General features: G+C 71.9%; 14 protein-coding genes. 9 read left to right on the top strand and 5 right to left on the bottom strand.

All coding sequences use genetic code 11. The annotated features are described in order from the left end of the window. On the bottom strand, window positions 1-590 hold a 590-nt coding region (locus tag H5J33_RS09425), incomplete at its 3' end, for a xanthine dehydrogenase family protein subunit M (protein WP_181794432.1). After that, complete coding sequence (locus H5J33_RS09420) at window positions 587-1171, bottom strand: (2Fe-2S)-binding protein (protein WP_181794431.1); 585 nt, start codon at window positions 1169-1171, stop codon at window positions 587-589. The genes H5J33_RS09420 and H5J33_RS09425, both read right to left, overlap by 4 nt. Before the next feature lie 272 nt (window positions 1172-1443). Between H5J33_RS09420 and H5J33_RS09415 the strand changes: the two genes are divergently transcribed. The 6 genes from H5J33_RS09415 (at window position 1444) to H5J33_RS09390 (ending at window position 6536) form a co-directional block, all read left to right on the top strand. Beyond that, window positions 1444-2022: a TetR/AcrR family transcriptional regulator gene (locus H5J33_RS09415; RefSeq protein ID WP_181794430.1), complete on the top strand. Its 579-nt coding sequence runs from the start codon at window positions 1444-1446 to the stop codon at window positions 2020-2022. 202 nt (window positions 2023-2224) lie between these two features. Beyond that, a complete protein-coding gene (locus H5J33_RS09410; RefSeq protein ID WP_181794429.1) occupies window positions 2225-2740 on the top strand; it encodes a lytic polysaccharide monooxygenase auxiliary activity family 9 protein in 516 nt (171 codons plus the stop codon). Between the two features lie 744 nt (window positions 2741-3484). Next, on the top strand, window positions 3485-3973 hold the full coding sequence (locus tag H5J33_RS09405) for a sortase (RefSeq protein WP_181794428.1): 489 nt from the start codon (window positions 3485-3487) through the stop codon (window positions 3971-3973). A gap of 108 nt (window positions 3974-4081) precedes the next feature. Further along, complete coding sequence (locus tag H5J33_RS09400) at window positions 4082-4660, top strand: class F sortase (protein ID WP_181794435.1); 579 nt, start codon at window positions 4082-4084, stop codon at window positions 4658-4660. A gap of 257 nt (window positions 4661-4917) precedes the next feature. After that, window positions 4918-5562, top strand: a complete 645-nt coding sequence (locus H5J33_RS09395; RefSeq protein ID WP_181794427.1) for an HD domain-containing protein — start codon at window positions 4918-4920, stop codon at window positions 5560-5562. Beyond that, complete coding sequence (locus H5J33_RS09390) at window positions 5559-6536, top strand: GlxA family transcriptional regulator (RefSeq protein WP_399552795.1); 978 nt, start codon at window positions 5559-5561, stop codon at window positions 6534-6536. The genes H5J33_RS09395 and H5J33_RS09390 overlap by 4 nt, the downstream gene beginning before the upstream one ends. Before the next feature lie 524 nt (window positions 6537-7060). On the opposite strand, the gene H5J33_RS09385 is transcribed toward H5J33_RS09390, so the two are convergent. After that, window positions 7061-7651, bottom strand: a complete 591-nt coding sequence (locus H5J33_RS09385; protein WP_258564977.1) for a DUF6461 domain-containing protein — start codon at window positions 7649-7651, stop codon at window positions 7061-7063. Window positions 7652-7933: 282 nt separating this feature from the next. On the opposite strand from H5J33_RS09385, the gene H5J33_RS09380 reads away from it, so the two are divergent. After that, window positions 7934-8734 (top strand): phytanoyl-CoA dioxygenase family protein, encoded by an 801-nt coding sequence (locus H5J33_RS09380; RefSeq protein WP_181794426.1) that lies wholly within the window; start codon window positions 7934-7936, stop codon window positions 8732-8734. A 179-nt stretch (window positions 8735-8913) separates the two neighbouring features. Beyond that, window positions 8914-9780: an AraC family transcriptional regulator gene (locus H5J33_RS09375; RefSeq protein WP_181794425.1), complete on the top strand. Its 867-nt coding sequence runs from the start codon at window positions 8914-8916 to the stop codon at window positions 9778-9780. Between the two features lie 182 nt (window positions 9781-9962). On the opposite strand, the gene H5J33_RS09370 is transcribed toward H5J33_RS09375, so the two are convergent. Next, on the bottom strand, window positions 9963-10424 hold the full coding sequence (locus H5J33_RS09370) for a hypothetical protein (RefSeq protein WP_181794424.1): 462 nt from the start codon (window positions 10422-10424) through the stop codon (window positions 9963-9965). Between the two features lie 222 nt (window positions 10425-10646). Between H5J33_RS09370 and H5J33_RS09365 the strand changes: the two genes are divergently transcribed. Continuing rightward, on the top strand, window positions 10647-11099 hold the full coding sequence (locus H5J33_RS09365) for a phospholipase (RefSeq protein ID WP_181794423.1): 453 nt from the start codon (window positions 10647-10649) through the stop codon (window positions 11097-11099). 99 nt (window positions 11100-11198) lie between these two features. Here the strand turns inward: H5J33_RS09365 and H5J33_RS09360 are convergent. Further along, the coding region (locus H5J33_RS09360; protein WP_220212143.1) for a tetratricopeptide repeat protein at window positions 11199-13408 on the bottom strand (2210 nt) is incomplete at its 5' end.

The following is a 13408-nucleotide window of genomic DNA, read 5'->3' as shown; positions in this document are numbered from 1 at the left end:
CCGACGGGCAGGTAGAAGTCGGCGAGCGGCAACTCCCCCGGTCCGTCCGCCGTTTGGTAGTGGACCACCGCGTCGAAGGCGGTCAGGGCCACGGCCATGTCCGAGGCGTGTACGGCCACGCAGTGGTCGGAGGCGCCCAGGATCGCGTGGTTGCGGTGCTCGCCCGCCACGGCGGGGCAACCACTGCCGGGGACACGCTTGTTGCACGGCTGGCTGATGTCGGTGAAGTAGCCGCAGCGGGTGCGCTGGAGCAGGTTTCCGCCGACCGTGGCCATGTTGCGCAGCTGTCCCGAGGCGCCGGCCAGCACGGCCTGGGCGAGCGCCGGATAGCGGCGCCGGACCTCGGGGTGGGCGGCCAGGTCGCCGTTGGTGACGGTGGCACCGACGCGCAGTCCGCCCTCGGCCGTCACCTCGATCCGGTCGAGCGGCAGCTCGCGGATGTCGATGAGCCGTGCGGGGCGCTCGACACCCGTCTTCATGAGGTCCACGAGGTTGGTGCCGCCGCCGAGGAAGCGGGTTTCCGGGTCGGCGTCGAGCAGCGCTACGGCACCGACGACGTCGTAAGCCCGCTGATAGTCGAACTCCCTCATGCCACGGCCTCCTTCGCCTCGTCCGTCACGACGTCCTCGCGGCCTTCGTCCCCGCGGGCCTCCGCCGCGCGGGCCACCGCCTCGACGATCGCCACGTAGGCGCCGCAACGGCACAGGTTCCCGCTCATCCGTTCCCTGATCTCCTCGGCGGTCAGGGGCGGCGGCCCCGCTTGCGGACGGACGTCCTCGGTGACGGCGCTCGGCCAGCCCGCCGCGTGCTCCTCGATCATTCCGATCGCCGAACAGATCTGCCCCGGCGTGCAGTACCCGCACTGGTAGCCGTCGAGGTCGAGAAATGCCTGCTGCACGGGGTGCAACCGTTCGCCGTCGGCCACCCCTTCGATGGTGGTGATCTCCCGGCCCTCGGCCGCCACGGCCAGCTGCAGGCACGCCACGGACCGGCGTCCGTCCAGCAGGACCGTACAGGCACCGCACTGTCCCTGGTCACAGCCCTTCTTGGTGCCGGTCAGATCGAGCCGCTCGCGCAGTGCGTCGAGCAGGGTGGTGCGGTGGTCGACGGGCAGCGTGTGCTTCTCGCCGTTGATCTTCAATGTGATGACACTGGACGTCGATGAGGCCATGCGCTGCTTCTTTCGCAATTCAGGACAGACGGTTGAGCCGGCAGCCGGGATACGGGCGGCGGGTGGAGCGCGTCGTACGGGCCTGCGCCCGGGGTGGGCGAAGCGAAGGTATCGGGTGCTGGGGGCCGGACAGTGCGGCCGGCGACTGCCACAGGGCCGTTTCCGCCGCTATGGTGGACGTGACCGGACAGCTGTCCGCTTATCTGGAAACCTAACGGACAGCTGTCCGCTTATCAAGGGCGAGGTTTGGCCACGCCTTTCGAGGAGGACGCGTGCCTCAGCAGAGGGACTCATGCCGGCGCTCCGACGCCCAGCGCAACCGCGAGCGCATTCTGGAAGTGGCACTCGCCGAGCTTTCGCGCTGCGCGGACGCCCCGCTGAGCGGGATCGCCAAGAAGGCCGGCGTCGGGCAGGGCACCTTCTACCGCAACTTCCCCAACCGCGAGTCCCTCGTCCTCGAGATCTACCGCCACGAGATGCAGCAGGTCGCCGACAGCGCCCGCCATCTGCTGGACACCCGCCCGCCCGACGAGGCCCTGCGCGCCTGGATGGACCGGCTGTCCGAGTTCGCCATGACCAAGGCCGGACTGGCCGACGCGATCCGGCAGGCGACCAGCGCACCGGGCGGCCCCGCGAAGCCGTCGCCGACGCCCGTGGCCAACGCGGCGGAACTACTGCTCCGCGCCAACGAGGAAGCAGGCACCATACGCCCCGGCGTCACCGCGGACGACTTCCTCCTCGCCATAGCCGGCCTGTGGCAGCTCGACCCGCACGACGACTGGCGCCCGCGCGCCACCCGGCTCCTCGACCTGGTGATGGACGGACTGCGCACGGGAGCACGCCACCGGTGAGGCACCGCGCCGCCGACGGCGCAGCGTCGCCGTCGGCAGCCGGACCCGACTGCCGCACTCGAGCACTGGTTTGGTCTAGACCAAGCGGGGTACGCTTCCGTCACCGCACATGGCCATCCCCGTGGCCACGGTGCTGTTGTTTGACATGCTCATGCCTGTCTCGCCTTCGCGTCGACGGGCACGAACCCCCACAGGAGATGTCATGAAGAGCAAGAAGACACTGGCCGCCGCCATCGGCGCGGGGATCGCCCCGCTCCTGGCCGTGAGCCTGCCGGCCGCCAGCGCGAGCGCCCACGGCTACATATCCTCGCCCCCCAGCCGGCAGGCCCAGTGCGCGGCCGGCCTGGTCTCCTGCGGTTCCATCAAGTACGAGCCGCAGAGCGTGGAGGGCCCCAAGGGCCTGATGAGCTGCAGCGGAGGGAACGCCGCCTTCGCCGAGCTCGACGACGACAGCAAGGGCTGGAAGGTCACCCCGGTCAGCCGGACGACCAGCTTCAGCTGGCGGCTGACGGCACGGCACGCCACCAGCACCTGGCAGTACTACGCGGGTGGCCGGAAGATCGCGGAGTTCGACGACGGCGGCGCCCGGCCCGGCGAGACCGTCACCCACCAGGTGAACTTCGGCAGCCTGACCGGCAAGCAGAAGGTACTGGCCGTGTGGAACATCGCCGACACCGCCAACGCCTTCTACGCCTGCGTGGACGTGAACGTGAGCTGACGGTGTGACACCGCTGCCCCTCAGGTGCTCGCCCGGGGGGGCGGCCGGGACCGCGTCCGCAGGGGGCCGGGCTCAGGGGAAGCCGAGGATCGCATCCGCAGAGGGCCGAGCCTGAGGGAAACCGAGTACAGCCGAGTACCGCATCCGCAGGGTACCTGGGAGCTCGCCCCGTGGGGATCCGGAAACCGCGGGCGGCCCACCGGGCGGCCCGGGCCACGATGTCGTACTCCGGTTAGGGACTGCCCGACTCGTCCCCGGCCGGGCCCTCGGCAAATGCCTTGGCAAGCAGGCGTGTTGGTGCCGGCCTCGGACACGGGGAGACAGCCGCCGCCGAGACCGGCCGGCCGGTCGGCCGGTCGGCCGCCCTCGGCGACGGCATCCCGACGAGTGCTGAACAAACGGCGCGCGGGCCGACCCTCGCCCGTGCGTCCATATGGGTGACGACGCCCGGCGTGCGGAAGGTCGCGTGAGTTCCCGGCGCGGGCGCCCGACACACCCCCGCACCGTGCGGGACACACGGTCGGCTTCACCGTTATGGGTACGGGGTGGCGGGTGACGCCCGGCGCCGGTCTGCGCGGCGGTGACCTGCGCAAGCGATCAAGCGGAAGCCCCCTCGCGCCTGAACGGGTGACACGTGTCCTGATGCGTCGGGTTGCGGGACTGACGGACTGTCGGTTGCCTCGTGAGCGGAACACAGGTGAGGTGCGCGCAGACAGGCCGGGCACTGTCCGTTGGAGGGTTCGCATGCGTTACACACACATGGGTGCAGGTATCGGCCTGGCTCTCGGTGCCCTGGTACTGCAGATCCCGGCCGCTGCCGCCGCCGACGACTCGGACATCCTCATCGAGCCGCGGAATGCCTCCCCGGGTTCCACGGTCACGGTCAGTACCAGCGCCTGCGACCCTGACGCGGACTACGGCAAGGGCGCCTCGGAGGCCGGAGGAGATTTCCACCTCTTCGAAGGCGATGAGGAGGGCGTGCTCACCGGTGAGTTCCAGATCCCGGAAGGCACCAAGCCGGGCAGTGACACCATCACCCTCAAGTGCCCACCCCTGACCAAGGTCACGGGGACGTACCAGATCACCGGCCGCTCTCCTGAGGGCTCGGTCGACGCCGGTTTCGGACCGGCCGACGACTCGGACACGGGGCTCGCCCTGGGGGGTGCGCTGCTCTTCACGGCCGCCGCCGGTGTGGTCTGGCTGTGCCGCCGGCCGAACGCCAACGGAACCTGACGACACCGCACCACCGTGAAGCGAAGGCTCATCCGCCACGGCACCCGGACACCGACCCGCTCCGCCCGAGGCCCGCTCCTCCCCGCCGTGTTCCCCTTGGGCTGGGCGATGGCGGCGGGCGCGGTGCTGCTGATCAGCGGGGTGCGCGACGAGGAGCCGCCGCGGCCTTCGGCGGGCCAGGCCTTCTCCGCCTCCGCGGACCGCACCGTCCCGGCGGTCCGTCCGCTGCCCCCCGCGGATCCGGTCCGGCTCCGGATCGCCGCCATCGGCGTGAACGCCCCGATGACACGAGTCGGCCTCGACGCGGCCGGGGCGCTGCGGACTCCACCCCCTGACGAGCCCGGCCTCGCCGGCTGGTACGGCGACGGCATCGCTCCCGGCTCGGCGGGCACCGCCATCGTCACCGGGCATGTGGACACCCCCGCCGGCGACCCCGGTGTCTTCTACGACCTCGGAGCCCTGAGCCAGGGCGCCACCATCGAGATCGGCAGGGCGGACCGGCGGACAGCGGTGTTCACCGTCCGCGCCGTCGAGCTCTACGACAAGAGCCGGTTCCCCGGCAAGAAGGTCTACGGCGGTTCCGGCCGGCCCGAGCTCCGGCTGATCACTTGCGGCGGCGGCTACACCGAGGACACCGGCTACCTGGGCAACGTAGTGGTCTACGCGACGCTGACCGCGGTGAGGTAGGCCGGCGGAACGGAAACCCCGTCGCCGACCGGCCGGACCCGGCGTCCGCGGTGACGAGCGTCGGCAGGTTCGGTGATCGACGGCTCGGCCTCCCGGTGTACCGGCGGTCGAAATGCCCCGGGCGGACCCGGGTCGCCCCGGTGTCCGGATCCGTGGGATGCCCGTCCGTACGGACATGGTGCCGCCCGGCCGCACGGACAAGACTGAGGTCACGGCGCGGGGCTCGCGCGTACGCCTGGCAGATGTGAGGTGGAAAGATGACGGACGAAACGCTGGTCGCCGGAGTCGGTGTGCCGGACACAAAGCTTGCCCGGGAGGCGACCGAGCTGGTGCGGGACGAGACGAGCGAGGTGATCTATCACCACTCGCGCCGGGTCTACCTCTTCGGCGCTCTCCAGGGCCGTCGGCGCGACCTCGACTTCGACCCGGAACTCCTGTACATCGGCGCGATGTTCCACGACCTGGGCCTCGGCCGGCGCTTCCACGACAGTGGCCGGCGCTTCGAGGTCGACGGCGCCGAGGCGGCGCGCCGGTTCCTGGGGGAACACGGAGTGCCCGAGGACGGCGTTCGCCGCGTGTGGACGGCGATCGCCCTGCACACCACGCCCGGCATCCCGGAGTTCATGGAACCCGAGGTCGCGCTGGTCACCGCCGGGGTCGAGTACGACGTACTGGGCATCGGCTACGGCGACATCGCACCCGCCGACCGCGCGGCCGTCCTCGCCCTGCATCCCCGTCCCGACTTCAAACGGCGGATCCTGGAGGCCTTCGCCCAGGGCGTCGGTCCCAAGCCGGAGACGACCTTCGGCAACATCAAAGCCGATGTCCTGGAGCACTATCTGCCGGGATTCGAACGAGGCGACTTCGTCCGGGCGGTCCTCGACTCGCCGTGGCCGGAGTGAGCGACCGGCGGCCACGGCAGGTCGTGGTGATCCTGGCCTTCCCCGGCGTCCAGCTGCTGGACGTGGCAGGGCCCGCCGAGGTCTTCACGACGGCGAACGCGTACGGGGCCCGGTACGACGTGCGGATCGTCTCCGCCGCTCCAGGACCGGTGGCCACCTCCGCCCCCGTCCGGCTGGACGCCCACACCGGCCGGCAAGACCTGCCGGAACAGCTGGGCACCCTGCTGGTCCCGGGGCGGCGGGAGTGGCGTGAAGCCGTCGCCGACCCGGCACTGGTGGCCATGACGAAGGACCTGGCCGGCCGTGCCCGCCGGGTGACCTCGGTGTGCGCCGGTGCGTTCATGCTGGCCGAGGCCGGACTGCTCGACGGACGGCGGGCCGCCACCCACTGGCGCCTGGCCCCCGAACTGGCGCTCCGCTACCCCGATGTCACGGTGGAGAGAGATGCCCTGTTCGTCCACGACGGTCATGTGATCACCTCGGCCGGAGTGACGGCGGGCATCGACCTCTCCCTCGCGCTGGTCGAGCAGGACCACGGTCCCGACGTGGCCCGGGAGGTCGCACGGGAACTCGTGGTCTTCATGGCGCGCCCGGGAGGGCAGTCGCAGTTCAGCGCTCGGCTGACCCTGCGGGAGTCGACGCATCCCGTCGTCCGGCGGGTCATGGACCTCATCGGCGCGGATCCCGGCGCGGACCACGACCCGACCGCGCTGGCGCGCGGCGCCGGCGTGAGCGTACGCCACCTCAACCGGCTCTTCCGGGCCCATGTCGGCACGACGGTCGGACGCTACACGGAGGCGATCCGCCTCGAAGCGGCACAGACGCTGCTGGAGTCGGGCACCGAGCCCGTGGACACCGTCGCGGCACGCGCCGGTTTCGGCTCCGCCGAGGCGATGCGGCGGGCCTTCCAGAACGCCCTGGGCATCTCACCGACCGCCTACCGGGCCCGCTTCCGCACGACGACTCCTGGATGAGACCGGCGCTCGGCGGGGACTACGGGAAGTTCATCGGGCTCCCGCGCCTGGATGTGGGCGAAGCGGGGAAGCGTTCGGGATCGGCGCCGAGCACCGAGCAGTTCGACCCGGTGCGGCATCTGAACGGGGGGCGCCGCAAGTGGACCGCCATCGTCGCCGCGGGCCTGCCGACGCTCCCCCGCCCGAGTCCGCGTGGGGCGCGCCGCCTGCGCCTCGCGAGCGTGAGGCCCTGCTGGAGCGGTGGGCGGCATCGGTCTGCTGAGCGACGACGAGCGTCTGGCCGCATGAACCGGCTGCCGTCGACTATCACGCCGCCGGGCCGCTCCTGGCGCCTCCTGCTCTCCGCCGACGGCGCACGGACCGCCCGCCTGCCCTAACCGGCGCAGCGTCACCCACCCCTGCCGCCGAGACCCCGGCCTGCGCACCCGGACGAGTAGGACGAAGGCGTAGCACCGGTCGGCGTACGTGCCGGGGCTGTGGCAGGGGCCGTCGCGGACCGGATCCCGGGGCCGCCGCTCGGGATCTCAGTCCGGCAGGGGGCGCAGCCTGCCGCTCCACCGCTGCTCGCCGACCTCGTCGGGGTGGCGCAGACGGATGTCGAAGGCGTCCTCCACCAGGGCGAGGACGCTGTGCTGAGGCGCGACCCGGCCGGGGACGAGTCCGAGGGGCCTCATGACGTCGTCGAGTCGTGCCGGATCCTGGCCGGTCGGTTCGATCGCCTGGAGAGTGTGGAAGTCGACGACGACCTCGCCGCCCACCGCGTACTTGAACCAGTGCATCGGCTTCTCGTTGTAGTGGAGCACGACGGCCTCGGTTCCCGTGGAGACGCGGCTCAAGATCCTCTCGTCGAGTCCGTGCATGCCGCCCTGTTCCCACGCCCACGTCCACGAGCCGTCGACGTTGCTGGTGACGACGGGCTCCTCATCGTCGAAAAGGTCGTCACCGAAGTCGTCCCACAGGTCCGTGGCGCCGCGCAATCCCAAGGTCTCCGGATCCACGCCCATACGGGTGAGCAGCTCCGCGGGGCGCAGGTCCCGCACGAAGGTCAGCGTGTAGATGGGGAAATCGCCCTTCCGGAACAAGTCCAGTCCGCGGCCCATCCCTGTTGTCGTCATGGCGTGGATGCTGCCACACACCACCGACACACTTCTGAGTCGGCCTTGCCCGGAGCTTTCGTGAACGAGGTCCTGGAACCGGGCCCTTCGGTCACCGGCGTCGAGGAGGTGGCCCGGCGCATGCGGCTGGTCGTCGGCGGCTACGAGGTGTCGGGCCGCCGGATTCGAGTTCGAGGTCTGGCCGGTCCTCCGCGGAGCCGGGCGGGGTCCGGTTCGGCACCCGACAAAGGTGGTGCGGGGAATGTCGGGTGGCCGGAGCCGGTGCCGACGCACGATGGGGGCATGGACGACACGACTTTGGTTTCCCGATTCCTTCGCGATGGCTTCGTCAAGTTGGAGGGTGCCGTCGCGCCGCGCGTGGCCGCGGACTGCGCGCGGCTGCTGTGGCGCGAGACGGGCTGCGCCCCGGACGACCCGGCGACGTGGACGCGGCCCGTGCACTGGGTGGCCGGCATGGCACAGGGACCGTTCGCCGCCGCACCCAACTCCCCCGCCCTGCACCGCGCCTACGACCTGCTCGTCGGCGCGGGACGCTGGGAGCCGCGCTACTCACTGGGCACGTTCCCGCTGCGCTTCCCGCACGAGGAGGAGCCCGACGACGCGGGCTGGCACATCGAGGGGAGTTATCTGCCGGAGGGCGAGAACTGGTACTTCACCAATCTGCGTTCCCGGGGCCGGGCGCTGCTGATGCTTTTCCTGTTCAGCGAGGTCGGAGAGGAGGACGCCCCGACCCGGATCCGGGTCGGCTCGCACCTCGACGTGCCGAAGGTGCTGGAGAGGTACGGGGAAGAGGGAGCGAGCGGGCTGACTCTCGCCCCCGAGCTGGTGGCGGTGTCCGATCACCGGCCGCAGGCACTCGCCACCGGGTCCCCGGGCGATGTCTTCCTGTGCCATCCGTTCCTGGTGCACGCGGCGCAACCGCACCACGGGGTGCGGCCGCGCTTCATGGCCCAGCCGCCGCTGATGCCGGCCGCGCCGTACGAGCTGGAGCGGGCCGACGGCGCGTACTCCCCCGTGGAGATCGCGATCCGCCGGGGCCTGGGCCAGGCCACGCCGGGCCCGGACGGGGACGGCACCGAGTAGCCGGGCTTCATGACAACATGCTGGACAAGATCACGTGAAGGACCGAGCACCCTGTCCGGAGGACGGGGGAGGACCAGCCAGGCAGGTCGCGCCGGCTCCCGGAGCACCAGCGGCCGGGCAGCGGGGAGCTCGCCCGCGGCGAGGGCGGCGTCGTGGACGCCGGAGGAAGGAGACCGGGCGTGCTGGAGCGGCTGAATCGGGCTTTGGAGCACATCGAACGTCACCTCGACCGCGAGATCGAGGTGGAGGAGCTGGCACGTATCGCCGCCACCTCGGAGTACCACCTGCGCCGGATCTTCTCCGCGCTCGCGGGCATGCCGCTGTCGGAGTACATCCGGCGCCGTCGGCTCACCGTCGCGGCAGCCGAAGTCGTCGCCGGACGTGAGACGTTGCTGACGATCGCGGTCCGCTACGGCTACGGCTCCGGGGAGGCGTTCGCGCGGGCGTTCCGCGCCATGCACGGCATCGGACCGGGCGAGGCACGCCGTACCGGCGCCGCGCTCAATTCCCAGTCCAGGATGGCCTTCCGGCTCACGATCGAGGGAAAAAGCAGTATGCGTTACCGCGTGGTGGACAAGGCGGACTTCACCGTCGTCGGGCTCAAGGCCCGGGTCCCGCTGGTGCATGCGGGGCCGAACCAGGCGATCGCGGACTTCGTGCGGGGAATCTCCCCGCAGACCATGACGCTCCTGGAGGAGCTGTCGGACCAGGAGCCGCACGGCGTCGTCGCGGTCTGCGACGACCTGGATCCCGGCCGGGCCGAGAACACCGAACTCGACTACTACCACGGCGTGATCACTTCCGCGGCCGCGCCCGCGGGTACGACCACGCTGAAGGTGCCGGCCGGGACCTGGGCCGTCTTCACGGCCTCCGGCCCGGTGCCGTGGGCCATCCAGGCGCTGTGGCGGGACGTGTTCACCGAGTGGTTCCCGTCGAACCCGTACCGTGGCCGTCCCGGCCCTGAGATCCTGCGCACCCGCCTGTCGCCGGAGAAGACCGAGGCCGAAGCCGAACTGTGGCTCCCGGTGGAGCCCGAACACGACTGACCGAGGCCCGCACTCCACCGGCGGACCTCGGCCTCCGGCGTGCGGCCGTCGTTCCACCCGGCCGTGCGGAGTGTGACGGTGGCGGCCGCGACACCGGCCGGGTCGGTCAAGTCGGCGGACCCGGCGGCCGCGAGGCAGACCGGCCTGACCGAGCGATGTCCCGGTCCGACGGCGGACGGCTGTCAGCCCTTGAGCTTGTACTCGCAGGGCTCGGGCGACTTGCCGTCCTGGTTGTCGGCGACCCGCTTGCCGTCGACCTTGATGGTGCAGGGGGCCGGCTTGAGCATCCCGTCCGGGCCCTTGACCGAGCCGGGCACCACCGACACCGTGACACCGGCCTTCAGCTCGGCACCCTCCAACTGCATGGACTCCGTCTTGCTCCAGGGCAGCGTGACCTGTTCGAAGTGGTTGCTGTTCCCGTTCCACATGACCTGGGCCGCCCCCGTGCCGCCCACCTCGAAGACCACCTGGTGCCGAGCACCCTTCTCCCCCGAGGCCGAGCCCTTCACCTCACCGCTCGCCGAGGTACCCGGCGAGGCCTCGCTCGCCTTGGCCGGGCCGGCGCCCTTCTTCTCACTGCCGCATCCGGTCACCAGGACCACCGCCGCGAGCAGAGCGCTGGTGAGGGCTGCTGTCTTGTACATGTGCGTATTTCCCCGTTGCCAAGGATCAGGACTGGTGCAGTAGTAGACCGTAGATCATCGCGGTCGGCCGGGCGGTCGATGGGGTGCGGGCGCGGACCATGTGAGTTCGGCCGGTATTCAACGATTCAATGCAACTCCGTTGTCCGGACGTAGCGTTGAGGCGTCACATATTTGTCATGTACCTGCGGCTCAGGGAGAGTCGCAGTCTCATGGAGGTGTGGGATGCACCGAAGACTGTCCGCCGGCCTGGCCGCCTCGGCTCTCGCCGTGATCACCACCGTCGGCGGCGCGACCGCCGCCGACGCCGCTCCCGCCGACAAGTCCCAGGTCCTCGCGAGCTGGACCCAGACCAACGCGTCGAGTTACAACCTCTGGGTGGCCGCCCGGGCCAACCAGGCCGCCTGGTCCGCGTACGGGTTCGACTGGTCGACCGACTACTGTTCCTCCTCGCCGGACAACCCGTTCGGCTTCCCCTTCGCCACGTCCTGCGCCCGCCATGACTTCGGCTACCGCAACTACAAGGCCGCCGGCACCTTCAGCGCCAACAAGTCGCGGCTCGACAGCGCCCTCTACGAGGACCTCAAGCGCGTCTGCGCCAACTACTCCGGGGCCACGAAGACCGCGTGCGACAGCACGGCCTGGACCTACTACCAGGCGGTCAAGGCACTCGGCTGAGCCGAGGCGGCGGCTTTGCGCCAAGCGGACGAAGGGACGCTCGACGGCTGCTTCACCGCGTCGAGCGGACCTCCGGGCCGCCCGGGACACGGCGCCCTGTCAGCCCGCCGCCCGCAATCGCGCCGCCGCGCTCGCGGCCTGCTGCCGTGCTCGCGCTGAGCCGGACGATTCGGCCAGCGCGACGAGACGCCGGATGGTCTCCTCCCACGCCGGACGGTGAGCACCGTCCTGGGCGGTGAGGCGCCGGTAGGCCTCGGCCGCCAGGAAGCACGCCTCCACGGCGGACGCCGGATCGGGCGCGAACGCACCGCCGGCACCGGTCAGTTGCTCCGCGACCTGGCGCATCCCCGCGGCGAGGTCCGCCACCCGGTCGGCCGGCACGCCCTCGATCTCCAGCGCGACGTACCCCCAGCGCAGGCACTCCGCGAGGTCGCCGCGTACGTTCAGGTGCAGCTCGCACAGCGCGAGCACGGACTCCGCGTGGCCGGCCCCGGCGGCGAGGGTCCACCATGCGAGCGCGGCGTCGTGGTCGTCCCGCTCCCAGTGCAGCAGCCCGAGGTGGTAGGCGGCGTACGCCTCACCCGACTCCGCGGCCCCGCCGACGCGGTAGACGGTCCCCGCCTCCGGCCCCGAAGGGGTCGTCGCGACCGCCTGACCAGGCGTGCCGAGGCGTTCGGCGGCGCGTTCCCACAGCCGTTCCCCTTCTGCGGCCCGCCCTTCGCGTACGAGCAGCAACCCCAGGTAGAAGGCGCCCTCGGCGTTGCCCGCGTCGGCCGCCGTGCGCCACCAGCGCTCCGCTCCGGCGCGGTCGCCGGCTTCATGGCAGCGGAAGCCGGCCTGCACGGCCGCCTGGACGTCGCCCGCCTCGGCGGCCCGCGTGAACAGTTCGCCGGCCTCCCGGTGCCGGCCCTGCCGCTGGTAGAGGACCGCGAGGTTCTGATCCGCGTTCGGCGCGTCCCGCTTGCCGGCGAGCCGCCACAGTTCCTCGGCCTGCGCCTCGTCCCCGAGCCTCTCCCGTACCAGGCCGAGCCCCACGGCCGCCGCCCAGTCGCCCGCGTCCATCCCCCGGCGGTACCAGTGTTCGGCCGCACCGAGATCGTCGCGCAGCATGGCCAGCGCGCCGAGGTTGTTGTACGCGGGTGCGACACGGCGGGCGGCGGCCCGCTCGTACCAGCGCACCGCGCCGTCCAGGTCCCCCTGGAGCTGTGCGAGCCCGGCCAGCAGGTAGGCGGCCTGTCCGCTGTCCGCCTCCGCCGCCGGCCGGCAGGCCTCCACGGCACCGGCAAGGTCTCCGGTGCGGGCCAGGGCGGCGGCGCGCCGGATGGCCTCGGCGGCGCCGGGCGGCTCGGGGTGCGGCTCGGGACGGGACGGCGTCTCCAGCACTCCCCGACCGTCCCGCGAGGTGTGGGCCGCCACCTGGAACGTGCCGTCCGTCTCCGGGGCGGCTCGCTGTCCCTCCGGGTCCCCGGGGTCGTAGTGGTCGGGGTAGAGCGCGTGCACGGGCGCGTGCGTCGGTGCGGCGTCGGGGCTGAAGCGTGCCAAACCGGTGGTGGCGGTGACCGTGAGGTCCCACCAGGGCCGCCAGACACGTCCCGCGCACATGATCTCGGCCGTCAGCCGCCACCGCACCCACCGCCCGTCGTCCGTCACGGGCGCGCAGACGAGGGTGGCGCTCGCACCCGGCGCGGCGGTCAGCGGCAGAGCGGAGTCCGTTCCGGCTCCCGCCAGGAGGGGCGCGGGCGAGGAATCCAGGAGGACCGCGACATCGGGCCTGCGCAGCCGCCGGTAGGCGCGGACCGCGCGCTGGGCGGACTCCAGCAGGTCGGCGCTCATGACCAGGTCGGGCATCCGGGTCCGGGCCAGCGAGAGTCCGTCCGCGCGCAGCGGCAGGCGGTCCGTCACCTCGGCCCGCAGCGACCGCAGCACCACCTCGTCCGTGCCCGTCGCGGTGAGGGTGAGCAGGAGATTGTGCCCGGTCAGCGGGATGTGCACGGTTTCGGGGTTGCCCAGCAGGCCGGGTGAGGCGAGGTGTGCGACATGGCTGTGGACGGCGGCCCGCGCGGTGAACGGCGGGTCGTCCGCCAGTCCCTGTGCGGGGACGGGCCGGACGGGCCGCGTCATGTCGTAGACCGCTCGCCCCAGCGTGATGGACGCGTCGTCCTCCCGGCCCTCCGTCCGGGAGGGGCCGGCGGAGGGGTTCCGTCCGTCTCCCGTGGTCGATTCCGGGAACTCCGGTGCGTGGCCGACCGGGTTCGCTGCCGGGCCGCGCCGGCTCCGGCCGTGCCGGGCGAGGGCCGTCAGCCCGGAGA

It is taken from the genome of Streptomyces sp. WELS2 (assembly GCF_013870595.1).
Taxonomy (GTDB): Bacteria; Actinomycetota; Actinomycetes; order Streptomycetales; family Streptomycetaceae; genus Streptomyces.
The sequence above is the reverse complement of the archived record's forward strand: the minus strand, read 5'-3'. Positions and strand labels throughout refer to the sequence as shown.